The following is a 15894-nucleotide window of genomic DNA, read 5'->3' on the forward strand; positions in this document are numbered from 1 at the left end:
ACAGCCTCGCTCCGCCCACAAAAGGATGCGGGCGGACATGTGCTTTTATTAAGCCGGACACAGTTCTGGAGAGTACCGCGCGTCTACTTTGCAAACCCAGGAGTGTCTTAACGAACATTCACGAAAACTCACAGATACGGTGAAATAAAAAACCTGGGAGGTTGTGACCTTCCAGGTTTTGATTTATGCCGCTTGATCGAGCGAGCGCTCTTTGAGATAGCCGTCTACTTCGGCGCGCGCTTTTTGGAACGCTTTGATCAATCCGTCGTCCGCGCCCTTGTACGAGCCAACCGTGCGCTTGGCGCACGCCGCGCAACCCATCAGCGCCTTGTAGCGATCGGGGTTGCAATCGAGGCAATCACATTGACGAATCATCATCAACGAAAACGCCAGACTATCGGGATGATCCTCCGGCAAAATGGCGACGCGTTTGACGAGTTCGCGCCATTTGCCATTGCGAACGCTCGAAAGCGTTCCAACACTTTTATGCGGAAACAAAATCTCGGCACGCATAAAATCCTTCCTTTCTATTTTTGTGCGAAAACTTTTCGCGATAATTCAAATCCGGCGGCAAGCAAGCATACCCCCGATTCTGTTTGGTCCGTCATCTGTCTCGCGCGATCCGAAAATCGCGCGGTCACGATTGCGTTGCGCGGTGTTGCCGCGCGTCGGCATCGTCACTGCGACGGGAATCAACTGCGGTCCCCGTCGTAAACGACGGGGCTAAGCGAGCCAATCCCACCCGCCTTGCTCCCGATTGGACATTCACCCAGCCGCCGCCGTCTCCGACGACGCTGGTAGGCTCTTACCCCACCGTTTCAGCCCTTACCGCACGCGAACGCGCGGCGGGAATACTTGCTGTTGCAGTTGTCGTCACGCGCCCTCGCTTGCTCCTTCCCTGTCGAAGACAGGAGAGGTTGGGTGGGGGTGTGTGCCCTCACTTGCTGTTTCGTGAGGCAATCTCGTTCGATCAAGATCGAACTGGGAGTCGGGAAGTTCCTCTCATTTGTAAATGAGCGACGGACTGCTTGCTTGCCGAGCAAGAAAAAATGAGCCGGCAGGGAATCGAACCCTGAACCCACAGCTTAAAAGGCTGTTGCTCTGCCAATTGAGCTACCGGCCCACCTCATACTTACAAAATATTAACACCCGTCGGGCAAGAAAAAAGGCGTGAATCAAAGTGCTTCACGCCTCAATGGGTGAAGACAAATTTCAAAGTTTACTCGCTCAACATTTGTTGTTTCATATCCACTCGAATGCGTCGCTATATTACCACAGGTCAACCGCGCTTGTCAAGCGTTTTTTCAGAAAAATTTCCAAATGATTGAATTCGCCACGTCTCGCCAAAAACTCTTGTTATCGGCTCTGAACGCGGCTGACATATCGCTATCAATGTCAATGCGTTCGTCAATCATCATCGAAGCAAACCACCGGCAAGCGCAATGGCTGGCGAGGGGAACACTCCGAGCGCGATCACGAGCGCGAGCGCGATGACGAGCGCGAGCGTCACGAGCGGCGCAACACGCACCGCACCCCACCCTTCCGCCGGCTCGCTCATGTACATCTGCACGACCGGGCGCAAATAAAAGTACGCCGAAATCAAACTATTGAGCACGCCGACGACCGCGAGCCACGCATAATTATTTTGCACCGCCGCGCCGAAAATCAAAAACTTGCCGACGAAACCACCGAACGGCGGAAAGCCCGCGAGCGACAACATGAACATCGCCATCGCCGCGGCGATGAAGGGATGCGACCGCGCCGCGCCGGCAAATTCGGACACGTTGAGTCGTTCGCGTGCGCCGTCGCTCAACGCGATGACCGCGCCGAACGCACCCAGGTTCGTCGCCGTGTACGCAAGCAGGTAGAACAACGCGGACGACGCGCCGCTTTCACCCATCGCGACGAGCGCGATCAAAATATAACCGGCGTGCGCGATGCTCGAGTACGCGAGCATTCGCTTGATGTTCGATTGCAGCAACGCCGCGACATTGCCGAGCGTCATCGTCAGCACCGCGATGACCGCGAGCACCGTGCGCCAATCCGCGGCGAATGCGGGCAACGCGACGAGGAACGCGCGAAAGAACGCGCCGAACGCCGCCGCTTTGACCGCGACGCTCATGAACGCGGTCACGGTCGTCGGCGCGCCTTCGTACACATCCGGCGTCCACCAGTGGAACGGCACGAGCGCAACCTTGAACGCGAATCCGACGAGGATCAATCCCGCGCCGAGCAACAACAAATCGCTGACGCCACTTTTGGCAATCTGTGCGAGATTCGTCGAGCCAGTCGCGCCGAACACCATCGCGATGCCGTACAAGAAAAACGCGGACGAGAACGCGCCGAGCAAAAAGTACTTGAGACCGGCTTCAAGCGAACTTTTGTTTTCGCGTTTGAACGCGGCGAGTAAGTAGAGCGGCAGAGACAACAATTCGAGCGCAAGGAAAATAACGATGAGGTCAGTCGCGGTCGCCATCAAAATCATGCCGCTGACCGAAAAGAGCAAGAGCGCATAGTACTCGCCCTGCGCGAACTGATCCATCGCGAGCAAGATGCTAATCGCCGCGCCAATGAGAATCGTCAGCGTGAGGAACACGCCAAAGTTGTCCGCGACGACCATATTGCGGAACGCGCTCGTATTCGCGCCCCACAATCCCCACGCGACAATCGCCGCGATGCCAAGCCCCAGCAAACTCAAATAGCCGAGCACACGTTTTTGCCCGGACGCGGTGAACAGCTCGCCAAGCAAAACAATAATCGCGGTGAGGACGACGACGAGCGCCGGCGCAATGATACGAAAATTCAGTTCGGGAATCGTGAGCGACACAAATCACCTTTGAGTTTCGCAGAGAAGCAGAGGTGCGGGGGAGCAGGGGCGATTATTCTCCCCTGCTCCTCTGCACCCTTGCACCCTTGCGCTATCATTTCAGCATTCCTAGCAAATTTGAGACACTTGCCTGCATCGGATCCAAGAACGTCTTGGGATACATGCCGATCCAAACGATAAAGACGACGAGCGCGGCAAGCAACGCGATTTCGCGCGGCGACAAATCTTGCAGCGATTTATTTTCGTCGTGTGTGATCGGACCATTCATCGCGCGTTGGTACATCCACAGCAAATAGATCGCGGAGAGCACGACGCCGGTCGCGGCGAACGTCGCGTACCACACGTTCGCCTGGAACGCGCCGACGAGAATCAGAAACTCGCCGACGAATCCGTTCAAGCCGGGCAAGCCGACTGACGAGAACATGACGACGAGGAAGAACGCGGCGTAGATCGGCATCACCTTCGCCACACCGCCAAAGTCCGCGATGAGCCGCGTGTGCCGCCGTTCGTACAACATGCCGACAAGCAAGAACAGCGCGCCGGTCGAAAGACCGTGATTGACCATTTGTAAAATACCGCCGCTAATGCCTTGCGCGTTCAGCGCGAACAGACCCAGCATCACGAAACCCAGGTGCGACACGCTCGAAAACGCGACCAAGGACTTGATGTCTTTTTGCACGATGGACACAACCGCGCCGTAAATAATGCCGATGAGCGCGAGCACGATGATGTACGGCGCAAAACTTTTCGCGGCTTCGGGGAAAAGTGGCATGTTGAAACGGATAAATCCGTACGTCCCCATCTTCAACAAAACGCCAGCAAGAATCACGCTACCCGCGGTTGGCGCTTCGACGTGCGCGTCGGGCAGCCAGGTGTGGAAGGGCCACATCGGCACCTTGATCGCGAATGCGAGCGCGAACGCGAGAAACAGAATGGGTTGCAAGCCGAGCGGCACCGGCGTTTTCTGAATCGCGTCGAGCGCGAACGTGAGCGTGCCGGTCGCATCGCGATGTGCGAACGCGAGCACCAAGATCGCGACGAGCATCAGCGTCGAGCCGAACATCGTGAACAAGACAAATTTGATTGCGGCGTAGACGCGGCGTCCGTGTCCCCAAATGCCAATGAGCAACGCCATCGGGATGAGCGTGATCTCCCAGAACACGTAGAACAGGAACAGGTCGAGCGCAACGAACACGCCGATGATCGCGGCTTCGAGAATCAGGAACAGAACGTGGTACTCTTTGACGCGTTCGGTGATGCCGTTCCACGAGCCGCCGACCGCGATGACCATCAAGAACGTCGTCAGCACGACGAGCAAGATGCTCAACCCGTCCACGCCGACGTACCACGAAATTCCGAGTTGCGGAATCCACGCCGCGCGCTCGACGAATTGCATGTCCGAAATACTGCGAAAGGACGCGAATAACGCGACGCTTACTGCGAACGTGACGAGCGTGGTGACGAGCGCGATCCAGCGAACCGCGCGCTCATTGCCGCGCGGGACGAAGAGCAAAACCAACGCGCCGACGAGCGGAAGAAGGATGAGAAGGGAGAGATAGTTGAATGTCATAATCAATCAGTCGGTAACCAGTCTGGAGAACCAGTTTTGTTCATCTGCCAGCCAAATCGTTTTTTTGTCATGACGAGATTCATTTTCGCGATCCAAATCCCATTGGGATGGATTGGCGATGATGTATTCGCGAATACGATTCAAATCAAGTTCATCGCGAATAAGGTGTTCGTAATAATTGCGTTGTCAAATGGATACGCCCGCGCACATGCCGAATTTTATTGATTCGGCGCGTGGCAACCGATTTGAAATTGCCAACCATCGCGCCCAACGAACCGCGTTCGACACCGCGAGGTAGGGGCGAGGCATTGCCCAAAGGTGATTGTAAGGATAGGCAGGTTGCCATAGGCAAGGTTGATTCTTCAATCGAAATTGATTGCGGCAATGCCTCGCCCCTACCGAATTATCGCAACATCAACCACCCGATCACAATCACCGTACCAATCAACATCAGCAACGCGTATGCGCGCGCGTAACCGGTTTGCCAGCCACGCAGAACCTGGCTCAACGATGCAGTCGCGCGACCCAGCCCATTCGCAAAGCCGTCAATGATTTGTACGTCCACAAATTGCCACAACAACATCGCGAGCCGGCGACCCGGCTCGACAAAAATCGCGCTGTAGATTTCATCCACCCAGTACTTGTTCCACAGCAAATTGTAAACGCCGCCGAATTGTTTCGCGAGATTGACCGGAATTTCCGGCTTGACGATGTAGAACCAGTACGCCGTCGCGATGCCGATCAAGCCGACTGCGACCGACGCGCCCATCAACATCCACTCGGTTGACACGGACAGATGCAAATCGTGCGGCGCGAACACCGGCTCGAAATATCCTTCGAGTAAATTCGTGCCCATCACTTTCGGCATGCCGACAAAACCGCCAAGCACCGCAAGCGCCGCGAGAATCGCGAGCGGCGCGGTCATTGTCGCGGGCGATTCGTGCGGACCATGCCACGCGCTTTGCGCGCCATGACCGTGTTCGAGTTTACCACCCGGCTTCCATCGCGCCGATGTGCGGAATGTCAGGAAGAACGCGCGGAAAATGTAGAACGCGGTAAGTCCGGCTGTGATTAGACCGATCACCCACAATGCGATGTGCCCCGTGCCAAACGCGCTCGCAAGAATTTCGTCCTTGCTGAAAAAGCCGGAGAGCAATGGAAAACCGGCAATCGCCAACGCGCCCGCGCCAAACGTCGCGTACGTCCACGGCATCTTTTTCGACAAGCCGCCGAGTTGGCGCATATCAATCACGTTGTTCATCGCGTGCATCACACTGCCCGCCGCGAGGAACAGCAACGCTTTGAAGAACGCGTGCGTCATCAAGTGAAACACGCCCGCGCCGTACGCGCCGATGCCGACCGCGAGGAACATGTACCCGAGTTGCGAAATCGTCGAGTACGCGAGCACGCGTTTCAAGTCCATCTGTACGAGCGCGATCGTCGCCGCAAAGATCGCGGTGAGCGCACCCGTCCACGCCACAATCTCGGACGATATCGGTGCGAGTTCGAACAACGCGCTCGACCGCGCGACCATGTAAACACCCGCGGTGACCATCGTCGCCGCGTGGATGAGCGCGCTGACCGGCGTAGGACCTTCCATCGCGTCCGGCAACCAAACGTACAGCGGCAACTGCGCCGACTTGCCGACCGCGCCCGCGAACAGGAGCAAGGTAATGATGGTGATTGGTAATTGGTAATTGGGGAGGTGCGGGGCAAGCGAAAAAACATCGGCAAAGTTGAGCGTTCCAAATGTGACAAAGATCAACAACACACCCAGCCCGAAACCAAAATCGCCGATGCGCGTGGTGACGAATGCTTTTTTGCCCGCCGCCGCCGCGCTCGGTTTCGTGAACCAGAACGAGATGAGCAGGAACGAGCACAAGCCGACGAGTTCCCAGCCGACGTACATCAGCAAATAGTTGCTACCGAGAACCAGCATCAACATCGAGAACACGAACAGATTCAGGTACGTAAAGAATCGTCCGTAATTCTCATCGTGTTCCATGTAGCCCATCGAGTAGACGTGGATGAGAAAACCGACGCCGGTGACGACGAGGAGCATCAGCGCGGAGAGCGGGTCGAGCAGGAACGCGACATCAATCTTGAACTCGCCGACCGGAATCCACGAATAGACCGGCACATTGATGACGCGGTCGTGTTCGGGCAGCGCTTGCATCGCGAAAAACGCGAGGAGCGAGACGACGAACGACGCGCCAACCGCGCCAACCGCGATCACGCTGACAAGCCAGCGCGGCAGTTTGCGACTGAAGATTGCATTGATAGTTGCGCCCGCGAGTGGCAGTGCGGGCACGAGCCAGAGATAGTTGATCAAGTGGTTGATTCCTTATGTGGTCACTGTGAAATTCTATTACACTTTGATAAACTATGCATTGAAACCTATACCGATCAAAATCCTGTTCAAGGAAAAATCGTACTACTCATACGTTTGATCAAATCAATAGCGACTGAAATCACGGCAGGAATTAATGGTGATATGACAAGAGCAAAAAAACGCCTGGGAGCATCAGCATTGAATGGCCAAATAGGAAACTTATTTATCGTCTTTTGTGTTTCTTCAAGCTGTTTAATCTTCCTTAAATGTGGTTCCAATCGATCGGGATTCTCAGCACGAAGACTGATTAATTGATTGAAAACCTGAACATATTCTTTTGAAATATTTGTAAGTAAGTTGTTTCGATATTTTACCATTGCCACATGTGCTGACCAAAGTGGCAGGAAGAAAAATATTGGAGAAAGCACCAAGTATAGTATTAGAGCAATTACCGCCACGTAATCGCTAATACCGATTAATCGAAAAGCGTTCTGCGTGACAAAATTAGCAGAAAGTCCCAAACCTAGCATCCCAATCAGATACCCTAATTTTGCGACGAACTGCCCAACCGAGCCGAGTCCACCAGCATCATCCGGGCTAAACGGTTGAACAACAATTTCTTGATTTCTAAACAATGCATTCAAAACCAAGATGATCATTGCGAGATCAATTACAAACATCGTAATTGCATAAGCCGCAACAAAAAGAAAGGGAACGCGGATCCAAACAATTGTAGGACTAACAGTAACCCAGCTCGAAAATGTATTTTTTGCAAAAACTGTGAAGGTCAACACAAACCATACACAAAATATTACAGCGATAGACACCGAAGTAATAACTGTCCAAACTCCTTGGAAGCGTGTTTTACAATTATTTAGAATAGATTTGGTAAAGTTTGGGTTTGAAAAAACTTGTACTGTGACTAGTTCGCCAAACAAGGAGTCGCCCGCAGTTTGTATCCATCTGAAATAACCAATTACTACTGGAATCACGAGAAAATCGTTGAACCAAGCACCAGGCTCAGATCCAAGACCTTGGCTTTTCATGCTAGGAAACCATGCGTCTTGGTTTAGTGCTATTGAAATGTTGATAACGACATTGATTATTGACAACGACAAAACAACACCTATAGGCCCCAATCGAATTTGATCGAGGAATCTAGTAAGCCAATCGCCGTTACTTAACTTTGGAACCATATGCGATATCTCTTTCAGAAATCAGGACACTAATTGCAATATAGCGCAAAAATCCGACATGATACAATCGCATTTGCAATGCACACCTAGCTATACAACATCACCCAGTAACCCCTGTCACTTTCTCGCCACCATCCGCAACACCATCGGACTGGAATACGGAATCAGCCAGATGAACCAAACAACAACACTAAATTTGTGCAAGTCCTTGATCCATCGTTCGTCTTTTCTTGCCAACACGATGCCCAGGCGTCGCAGACCAGTCGGGTTACGGCAGATGCTCCAAATCATCCAAATCTTTGTGCCGACCACTTGCCTTCTTGTTCTGTTTCAATTTGGGCAGGCTGATCAAACTGACGCGAACGCCATCCAGCACAGCAACAACACGACTTGCATAACATTCATCGAAACTTACACCGGAAATGTTTGTGGTCAATTCGAGTCGTATCGGCGGAACACCCATCCGCACAATTTTATCTTGCAGAAACAGTTCCGGTGAAAGGTCGGGTGAACCAAATCCAAATTTACGCAAAACCGCGACCAATTTTTTGGCGTTCTCTGGATCGGAGGCGACAAAGACATCCAAGTCTTTGGTCGCGCGCGGGTAGCCGTGATAACCAACCGCGTACCCACCGATGACAAGGTACTTAACTTTTTTCGCGTTCAGCAACTTCAAGAACTCTTGAAAGTCGCTTGGTAGCGAGATTGCCATAGTTCATTCGCCGTAATTCTTCCATATAGCGCAAGCGCGCTTGCGGAGTTTGCGAATGCCAATAACGTTTGTCGTCGGAATCGTCAAAGTTGGACAAAACAGACCACGCGCGTTTATCAATCGTACGTTCAAGATTCGTTTTTGCTTTTTGTGTTCTAACTTTTTTCTTCATGCGTTAACACAACGTAATCTTATGCCGGCATGCCGCATCGCCCATCGCGCGGCAAGCGATCTCTTCGATCTTGAACTCTGCACTCTCTAAAACCGATTATGCTTTCGCCGCGCTATGTTTGCTCGGCTTGGAGACCTTGGTCAATTGAATGACTAGACGCAGGGCGTCGTTGACCGCTTTTTCATCAGGAAATGCTTTGGCAATGTCCGGTTCGAGCAAAACGAGATTCGTTCCCGCACGATAGCGCGCCGCGTATTTGCCGCGCACACTTCCTTTGAGCAATTCCCGCACGTCATATTCGGGACAGAGTTCATCGTCCTTCGATGCTCTGTTTTTTTTCTTCATCCTCTAACCCAACGTCACCTTATGCCGACACACCGCATCGCCCATCGCGTGGCAGGCAATCTCTTCGACCTTGAAGTCTTCGCAGTCCAGAATCCACGCGAGCAAACCGTGCAGGAACCCAGCCGTCGTGTAACACGCCGGCGTTCCGCTCTGCATCCCCATGCAATTGCCGCACGTCGCGTCTTCCCAGAAAAACGTGTTGCCCTCTTCACGCACGTGAATCGTCGTGCTCAACTGCTCGCTGTACGTCTTCGCCGCCGTGTCGAGCGTCAACTTGACCTTGCGATTCAGCGACAAGAACTTGGTCGCGACCTTGGTCGCGTTCGCCAGCATCGCGTTTTCCTCGATCGCGCTTTTCGCGCGCCCGCGTCCGACGCGATTCAAAATCGCGCGCGCGCCGCGTTTGCCGTAGAGATCGAACAACGCGCGATTGATCTGTCCCATGTACGCGAGTTCGTGCCCGCCATGTGCCGTATCACTATTTGGATAATTGTCAATGTACTGCGTGAGATTTGCCGAGCGTAACAACGGCGTCATACCTTGCTTGCCCACCACGTCCTCGACGCCCAGAAGGACGACGCGAAATGCCTTGTTCATTAGTTCTTTTTCTGCGAGCACCCCGAACCTTTCAGAACGCTTCTACTCCTCAGGATTCAGCGTAATGCGATATTTACATGCTGCTGCGCCTTTCGCGCAACATTCCACTTCTTCGATGGTTTCCGTGCCGCCCGTCGCGCGTTGCAAGACGCGATGCAGAAAACCGATCATCGCGAAACAAACCGGTGCGCTATTCTGCCAACCGATACAATATGGGCAATGCTCAACTTGGACGTACCACTGATCGCGATCTTTCGTCGTGCGTACAACGACATCCAATTGATCTTGCAACGCGCGCCCCGAGCGTTCGAGCACCATCGTCACACGTTGCGCGAGCGGCATCAGCTTCATCGCCGCGCGCGCGACGACGACCAATGCCGCGCTTTCTTCCAAACCGCGACTCGCCTGCGCGCGTCCCACACGTTGCATGATCGCACGCGCGCCGCGCGCACCGTAAATATCGAACAATGCCTGGGACACCTGGCTGAAATAACGGAGCAGGTACCCGTTACGTTCTTCTGTGCTCGGCGGATAGTTGCCGACGTACTGCGCCAGCCCGCTGCGTCGCAAAAGCATTTCCGTTCCGTGCGTGCCGATCACATCATCCAGACCCATCAAAAAAGTCCGGAACGCTTTGGCGGTCGCTTGCGGCTCTGCGCTTATCGTACTCAAATCGCGGCTAGCCCTTTAGCTCGTTGACCTGGTCGACGTCCACGTTGGCGCGCGAGCGGAACAACGCGACGATGATCGCAAGCCCTACCGCGACTTCGGCGGCGGCAACGGTCAGGACGAGAAACACGAACACCTGACCGTCGAGGTTTTGCAAATAGCGCGAGAACGCGACGAACGCGAGATTCGCCGCGTTGAGCATCAACTCGATACTCATAAACATGATGAGCGGATTGCGGCGCACGAGCACGCCGACCGCGCCGAGCGAAAACAAAATCGCGCTAAGAATGATGAAATGATTGACTGTCATTTTTTTGAGGTTGGAGGTTGGAAATTAGAAGTTGGAGATTGGAGGTTGGAAATTGGAAGTGAGACTCGTGCGTCTAATTTCCAATTTCCAATTTCCAATTTCTAACTTCTAGATTTTTTCGCCAGCACGACGACGCCGACAATCGCCGCAAGCAATAAAACCGATGTCAACTCGAACGGCAAGATGAAATCGGTGAACAACGCCGCCCCAATCGCTTCCACATTGCCGACCTGCGCGAGGTACTCGGGCGTGAATGTGCCGCGCGTCGTGGGCAACACCGCCGATGCGCCGGCGACGACCAATAGCAGGACGAGTGCAATACCGAACACGCCGGCGAGCGCGGGTTGTCGTTCGAGCGCGCCCGCGCCTTGATCCAAGCCCGGACTGAGCAACATGATCACGAACACGAACAGGATCAGAATCGCGCCGGCGTAAACCATCACTTGCGCGGCGGCGATGAACGGCGCGCTGAGCAAGACGTACAGCGCCGCGAGCGACACGAACACGACGGCGAGACTGAGCGCGCTGTGCACCGGGTTCCGCAGAGAAATCACGCCGAGCGCGGCAACAACCGCGAGAGCGGCAAACAGGTAAAAGACGATGGCATCCATTTATTTTTTCGCTTGATGAATTGCGTTCGCGATTTCGTTACAATGCGTCGTTTCGTGACTGTAAATGATGACGAGCAAATCCTTCAATTTCACTTCGCCGAAAACCGGATGCTCGCCCTGCAAATCCATTTGCGCTTGCGTTACGGTTTCCAAAAACGCGAGCATCTCGTTGAGCGTCACATCGAGTTCCGCGCGAATCTGCGCGAGCGTCTGCTCTTTGCGCTTGGCGACTTGGCGCGCGTTGTAGGTATCGTTGTCGTACCCTGCCGGCAATTTTGGATCTTCGCCGCGCGCTGCGCGTTGCGCGATGCCAAACATGCCGCGATTCGCGCCGGCGAGATGCGCGACTGCGTCCTTCACCGACCACTCTGACGTCACCGTGATCGCGATGGCTTGCTCGTCGGTCAGCGGCGCAAGCGTGCGCTCCAAGATCGTGTGGGCTTCTTTCAATTTGCTTACAAGGGGGTCGAGATCTTTCAGCATCGTCACTGAATCCTTTCGTAGCGCAAGTTTGAAACTCGCGTTACTTGCCGATCAACACCAACACAATTGCCGTCACCGCGATGTTGGCGAGCGCGAGCGGGAACAACACCTTCCAACCAAAGCGCATCAATTGATCGTAGCGAAAACGCGGCAACGTTCCACGAACCCACATGAACAAAAAGATGAACGCCATGATCTTGATGAACAACCAATGCACGCCAGGGAAAATGCCGAACGGACCTTGATAGCCGCCGAGAAACATCGTCGAAGCGATCGCGCTGACGGTGAGCATGTGAATGTACTCTGCCATGTAAAACAGCGCGAATTTCAGCGACGAGTACTCGGTCTGGTACCCGGCGACGAGTTCAGTCTCGGCTTCGGGTAGATCGAACGGCAAACGATTCGTTTCCGCGAACGCGCAGATCACATAGATCACGAACGCGACCGGTTGCACGAACACGAACCACCACGGATTTTGTTGCTCGACGATTTTCGAAAGACTGAGCGTTTGCGAAATCATCAACACGCCGACCAGCGACAAGCCGAGCGCGATTTCGTAACTGATCATCTGCGCGGTCGAGCGCAATCCGCCGAGCAAGGAGTATTTGTTGTTCGCGCCCCAGCCGCCGAGCACGACACCGTACACACTCAGCGAGCCAATCGCGAGCAAGTACAACACCGCCACGTTCACGTCCGCGATTTGGAAAACGACCTTGTATCCGAAAATTTCCGCCGGCGGATGGAGCGGAATGACCGCCCACGCGAGCAACGCCGTGCCGACCGCAATCGCCGGCGCGATGATGTAAACAACCTTGTCCGCCTGCGCGGGAATAAAGTCTTCTTTGAAAATCATCTTGACCGCGTCGGCAATCGGTTGGAGAACTGCGATCGGTCCGATGCGCCCCACGCGATTCGGTCCCACGCGCGATTGGATGTGCGCGACGACGTACCGCTCCATCAACGTGAGGTACGCAAACAGCGTCAACAATACGATGATGACGACGAGCGATTTGACGAGCGCCTCGATGATCAATATCAACAGTGGATCAAGCGTCACAACAACCTCATACTCCCGCCCCTGCGCAAGCGGAGGCGGGTTGGGGAGGGGGTCACATGTTCTTCAACTCTTCCAAAATTTCGTCCAGCTTTTCGATACTCAAGTCCTGGAAATGTTTCTCGCCGTCCACGAGCATCACCGGCGCGTGATCGCAACCACCCAGGCATTCCGCATCGCGCAGCGTGATCTTGCCGTCGGCGGTCGTTTGTCCGGCTTTGCAACCCAGTTTGTGCTCGATGTGTTCCAGCATTTCATCCGCGCCGCGCAACGCGCACGGCAAATCGGTGCAGAACATGACGGTGTGTTCGCCTTTGGGTTCGCGCGCGTACATCGTATAAAACGTCGCGACCGAACTGGCTTCAGTTCGCGAGACGCCGACAATCGCGGCGATGTCATCGAGCACCGCGTCCGGCAAATGCCCCACTTCGCGTTGCGCGAGGTGCAACGCCGGCATCAACGCCGAACGTTTATCCGGATATTTCGTTGTCAGTTTCAGAATCTCATTACGCGCTTTTTCAGAGAGCATTGCTTTCCTCGTTGATTTTCCAACTTCCAACTTCCAATATCTAATTTCCAAAATCTAATCCCAATCGAACCCGCCCTTGCGCCAGATGTAGAAATAACCGACGAGCAAGATTAAAATAAAAACTCCCATTTCAATCAAACCGAACAATTGGAGCTGGCGAAAGAGCACCGCCCAGGGATAAAAGAAAATAATCTCGATGTCAAACAGGATGAACAACACAGCGGTGAGGAAATACTTGATCGAAACACGCCGCTTGGCGGAACCGAACGGCGGCATACCTGATTCGTACGGCGCGTATTTTTCACGAGTTGGGCGCAATGGACCGACAAGACCGGAGAGGGTCAACGCGATCGCGGTGAACGCAATCACGACGACGACCATCACGAGGATCGGTAGGAAATCAATTGGCATGCGTGACCTATGATATCAGAGGGATTAGACAACTTCGTGAATCATATTACAAATCGCTATCTTTGTCAAAAAAATATCGCCTGGTCGAGCCATCGCGTCATGAGGCAGTGAGTTGTTGCGTGAACAACCAACTCACACATCGCACCCAGAAATTTACCCTGGTCGTTTGAAATCAGATGCGATTGTCCTATCCTGACCGGCTTGAATAAAGACGCGCATCTGTGCTATACTCTTGTGCGATTCAGGAGGAGAAGAAATGATTCAGCCCACTCTAGCGCGTATCCGGATTTTCGTACTTATTTTTTCGTTTGCGCTCGCGGCGGCAGTGACGGCGTGCAGTGCGGCAAAACCAACCGTCATCATCTCGTCGCCGCCCAGCGGCAGTCAGTACAACGAAGGCGACGAAATCAAAGTGCAATCCACCGCGACCGATTCGTCGGGCGTAGACCGCGTCGAGTTGATCGTGGACGGCATCCCCCTCCGCACCGATCCATCGCCCAGCCCGCAGGTATCGTTCACCGTGATTCAATCGTGGAAAGCGACCCAGGGTGCGCACGTCATCAGCGTACGCGCGTATAACAAATCCGGCGGCGTCAGCGATGTCGCCGCGATTTCGCTTAACGTCGCGCCGGCAACTGTCGCGCAAAGCAACACGCCAACACCGATTCCGTCTCTGCCTATCCCAACCGTGCCTCCTCCGCCAGTGCCCGGCATTACACCGACCGTCACGCCGACCGGCGCGCCGAGCGGTACGTGCGTCAACAACGCGGCGTTCATCGCAGACGTGACGATTCCGGATGGAATGACGATTGCCGCGGGGCAGACCTTCAACAAGACTTGGCGCTTGAGTAACAATGGCACGTGCACTTGGACCGCGTACGAATTTACCTTTGTCAGCGGCGAAGCGATGACGGCGGGGACGATTATCGCTGTGCCGAGTCTTGCGCCGGGCGGCACCGTAGATGTGACCGTGCCCATGACCGCACCCGCCGCGCCTGGTCCGCATTCCGGCAACTGGCGAATGCGCTCGAACACCGGCGCGACCTTTGGCACGACGGTGCGCGTTCTCATCAGCGTGCCCGGCGCGGTTGTTCCAACGGCTGTACCACCGACGAACACCCCGCCACCCTCCGGGTGTACCGGCGCACCGGTCATCGCGTCTTTCAGCGCGACCGCAACGACGATCACCGTCGGTAATTCAACGACACTGCAATGGGGCGCGGTGACGAACGCCGATTCCGTCGAAATTGACCATAGCATCGGCGGCGTAGCGAGTCCGGGCAATCTAGTCGTTTCGCCCGCGACGACAACGACGTACACGATGACCGCGCGTTGCGGTGCGACGACCGCCATTCGCCAAGTCACAATCACGGTGAATCCGCTTGCGCCTCCAGCCGCGCCAGCAATGACGTCACCCTCTGATGGTAAAGTCTTTCGCGTTTTTCCACGCGTTGCTTCATTTTCCTGGAATTCGGTTGCGTTTCCGGGTGGCGTCAGTTACACCATCGAAATCCAAAAGAACACCGGTTCTTGGGTGGCTCATGTGACCGCCGGCAGTCTCGGTGCGACCAACTACTCGATGGCGGCGTTTCCCGGCGATAACCAAGGGCGATGGCGCGTGTGGGCAACTAGCCCAACCGCCGGCGCGGGCACGAAAAGTGATTGGCGGTATTTTTCATTCAATACCAGCGCCAGTCAATATGCCGGAACTTGGCTAAATGACGATGCGGCAACCAGCGGCATCACGAAAGTCATTATCACTTCCGCCGGACAAACGCTGACGGTCCACCCGTACGGCAAATGCCACCCGAGCGACTGTGATTGGGGAACCGCCAACAAAACGCTCAACACATCGGTCGAGCCGATCACCGTTTCGGGATTTTCAAGCGCCGGAAGTAATAGCATCACCATTACGCTCAATAACGATGCCGGAACTAGTTTGCGCGTGGTCTACAACAACCTCGGCATAACCTATTATTTCCACAAATAATCGCCGGCGACCGATTGGCGCAAGGATTTTCATAGAAACTCTTTGATCTTTTTTCGCCCAAGGTATTGAAAACGCGCGAGATGTGT

At 54.4% G+C, this 15894-nt stretch carries 17 protein-coding genes, 1 tRNA gene and 1 other RNA gene; 1 reads left to right on the plus strand and 18 read right to left on the minus strand.

Annotated features, from left to right (window positions below):
• Positions 1-183: 183 nt before the first annotated feature.
• From HY868_13075 to HY868_13160, 18 genes are all read right to left on the minus strand, one after another.
• The gene (locus tag HY868_13075; protein ID MBI5303062.1) at positions 184-513 is read right to left on the minus strand and encodes a hypothetical protein; all 330 of its coding nucleotides are present in this window, start codon (positions 511-513) and stop codon (positions 184-186) included.
• A gap of 54 nt (positions 514-567) precedes the next feature.
• Positions 568-1035, minus strand: an RNA gene (gene rnpB, locus HY868_13080) — RNase P RNA component class A.
• 15 nt (positions 1036-1050) lie between these two features.
• Positions 1051-1123: transfer RNA gene (locus tag HY868_13085), tRNA-Lys, on the minus strand.
• Positions 1124-1414: 291 nt separating this feature from the next.
• Complete coding sequence (locus HY868_13090) at positions 1415-2827, minus strand: NADH-quinone oxidoreductase subunit N (protein MBI5303063.1); 1413 nt, start codon at positions 2825-2827, stop codon at positions 1415-1417.
• Positions 2828-2921: 94 nt separating this feature from the next.
• The gene (locus HY868_13095) at positions 2922-4397 is read right to left on the minus strand and encodes an NADH-quinone oxidoreductase subunit M (GenBank protein ID MBI5303064.1); all 1476 of its coding nucleotides are present in this window, start codon (positions 4395-4397) and stop codon (positions 2922-2924) included.
• A 403-nt stretch (positions 4398-4800) separates the two neighbouring features.
• The gene (gene nuoL / locus HY868_13100; protein MBI5303065.1) at positions 4801-6729 is read right to left on the minus strand and encodes an NADH-quinone oxidoreductase subunit L; all 1929 of its coding nucleotides are present in this window, start codon (positions 6727-6729) and stop codon (positions 4801-4803) included.
• Between the two features lie 86 nt (positions 6730-6815).
• On the minus strand, positions 6816-7925 hold the full coding sequence (locus tag HY868_13105; GenBank protein MBI5303066.1) for a hypothetical protein: 1110 nt from the start codon (positions 7923-7925) through the stop codon (positions 6816-6818).
• A 268-nt stretch (positions 7926-8193) separates the two neighbouring features.
• Positions 8194-8637 carry a nucleotidyltransferase gene (locus tag HY868_13110; GenBank protein ID MBI5303067.1) on the minus strand — a complete coding sequence of 148 codons (444 nt, stop codon included), beginning with the start codon at positions 8635-8637 and terminating at the stop codon, positions 8194-8196.
• Positions 8573-8809: a hypothetical protein gene (locus HY868_13115; protein MBI5303068.1), complete on the minus strand. Its 237-nt coding sequence runs from the start codon at positions 8807-8809 to the stop codon at positions 8573-8575. Before HY868_13115 ends, HY868_13110 begins: the two co-directional genes overlap by 65 nt.
• A 96-nt stretch (positions 8810-8905) precedes the next feature.
• Positions 8906-9154 (minus strand): hypothetical protein, encoded by a 249-nt coding sequence (locus HY868_13120; GenBank protein MBI5303069.1) that lies wholly within the window; start codon positions 9152-9154, stop codon positions 8906-8908.
• A gap of 3 nt (positions 9155-9157) precedes the next feature.
• A complete protein-coding gene (locus HY868_13125) occupies positions 9158-9751 on the minus strand; it encodes a hypothetical protein (GenBank protein MBI5303070.1) in 594 nt (197 codons plus the stop codon).
• Positions 9752-9793: 42 nt separating this feature from the next.
• Positions 9794-10423, minus strand: a complete 630-nt coding sequence (locus tag HY868_13130) for a hypothetical protein (protein ID MBI5303071.1) — start codon at positions 10421-10423, stop codon at positions 9794-9796.
• Between the two features lie 7 nt (positions 10424-10430).
• Positions 10431-10730 (minus strand): NADH-quinone oxidoreductase subunit NuoK, encoded by a 300-nt coding sequence (nuoK, locus tag HY868_13135; protein MBI5303072.1) that lies wholly within the window; start codon positions 10728-10730, stop codon positions 10431-10433.
• Between the two features lie 101 nt (positions 10731-10831).
• Entirely contained in the window at positions 10832-11341 is a 510-nt protein-coding gene (locus HY868_13140) for an NADH-quinone oxidoreductase subunit J (protein MBI5303073.1), read from the minus strand.
• Positions 11342-11824 carry a DinB family protein gene (locus tag HY868_13145; GenBank protein MBI5303074.1) on the minus strand — a complete coding sequence of 161 codons (483 nt, stop codon included), beginning with the start codon at positions 11822-11824 and terminating at the stop codon, positions 11342-11344. It lies immediately after the preceding gene.
• 40 nt (positions 11825-11864) lie between these two features.
• On the minus strand, positions 11865-12866 hold the full coding sequence (gene nuoH, locus HY868_13150) for an NADH-quinone oxidoreductase subunit NuoH (GenBank protein MBI5303075.1): 1002 nt from the start codon (positions 12864-12866) through the stop codon (positions 11865-11867).
• Positions 12867-12933: 67 nt separating this feature from the next.
• Positions 12934-13407 (minus strand): NADH-quinone oxidoreductase subunit NuoE, encoded by a 474-nt coding sequence (nuoE, locus tag HY868_13155; GenBank protein ID MBI5303076.1) that lies wholly within the window; start codon positions 13405-13407, stop codon positions 12934-12936.
• Between the two features lie 54 nt (positions 13408-13461).
• A complete protein-coding gene (locus HY868_13160; GenBank protein ID MBI5303077.1) occupies positions 13462-13818 on the minus strand; it encodes an NADH-quinone oxidoreductase subunit A in 357 nt (118 codons plus the stop codon).
• Positions 13819-14074: 256 nt separating this feature from the next.
• Here HY868_13160 and HY868_13165 point away from each other — a divergent pair, with 256 nt between their 5' ends.
• Complete coding sequence (locus tag HY868_13165; protein ID MBI5303078.1) at positions 14075-15808, plus strand: hypothetical protein; 1734 nt, start codon at positions 14075-14077, stop codon at positions 15806-15808.
• Positions 15809-15894: the final 86 nt, after the last annotated feature.

Source organism: Chloroflexota bacterium (assembly GCA_016219275.1).
GTDB lineage: Bacteria > Chloroflexota > Anaerolineae > UBA4142 > UBA4142 > JACRBM01.